Source organism: Bradyrhizobium sp. P2_E8 (assembly GCF_056403875.1).
Window position 1 is genome coordinate 1 of sequence record NZ_JBFUES010001599.1, and the last position, 1,033, is coordinate 1,033.

Annotated in this window: 1 protein-coding gene; it reads left to right on the plus strand. The window is 65.1% G+C overall.

The window, feature by feature from the left end; all coding sequences use genetic code 11:
- Nucleotides 1-31: 31 nt before the first annotated feature.
- Nucleotides 32-976 carry a heme o synthase gene (locus AC1D00_RS42615; RefSeq protein WP_135176243.1) on the plus strand — a complete coding sequence of 315 codons (945 nt, stop codon included), beginning with the start codon at nt 32-34 and terminating at the stop codon, nt 974-976.
- Nucleotides 977-1,033 lie beyond the last annotated feature (57 nt).

Genomic DNA, 1,033 nt, shown 5'->3' on the forward strand with positions numbered 1-1,033 from the left:
CCGCGGCTCCATAACGAAGCGAGTTGATTTAGTGTCCGTCCTCGACCACAACGCCGTCGATATCAATCCCCGCATCTCCGAAGCGGAGGTGGGCGACTACATTGCGCTGCTCAAGCCGCGGGTGATGTCGCTGGTGATCTTCACCGCACTGGTCGGAATGGCGATGGCGCCCGGGCATTTCCACCCGGTGCTGGCGATCACCTCGCTGCTCTGCATCGCCGTCGGCGCCGGCGCCTCCGGGGCGCTCAACATGGCGCTCGAAGGCGACATCGACGCCAAGATGTCGCGCACGGCGAACCGGCCGATTCCGCGTGGCCGCATCACCCGTCCCGAGGCGATGACATTCGGCATGACGCTCGCCTTCTTCTCGGTGATGACGCTCGGCATCCTCGTCAACTGGATCGCCGGTGCGCTGCTCGCCTTCACCATCTTCTTCTACGTCGTGATCTACACGATGTGGCTGAAGCGCTGGACCGCGCAGAACATCGTGATCGGCGGCGCCGCCGGCGCGTTGCCGCCGGTGGTGGCCTGGGCTGCGGTCACAGGCACGGTCGACGTCGAGCCGCTGCTTCTCTTCGCCATCATCTTCTTCTGGACCCCGCCGCATTTCTGGGCGCTGGCGCTGTTCCGCTCGGACGATTACGCGCGCGCCGGCATTCCGATGCTGCCCAACGTCGCCGGTCCCGACGCGACGCGCCTCCAGATCCTGCTCTACACCATCGTGCTGATCGCGGTCGCCGCCGCGCCCTGGGCGCTCGGCTATTTCGACGCGATCTATGGCGTGGTCTCGCTGATCCTCGGCGCCGGCATGCTGGTGCTCGCGATCAACGTTTATATGCGCCGTGAGCGTAGCCAGTCGCTGCGCGCGACCCGCAAGCTGTTTGCTTTCTCCATCCTTTATCTGTTCGCGCTGTTTGCGACCTTGCTGGCCGAGGTCGTGTTCCGGGCGCTTGCTCCGATGGTAGGGGGCGCATGATCGCGGCGATGGCGGACAAACCTCAGCCAGATGGAATCGTCCTCACCGAGGCGCAGA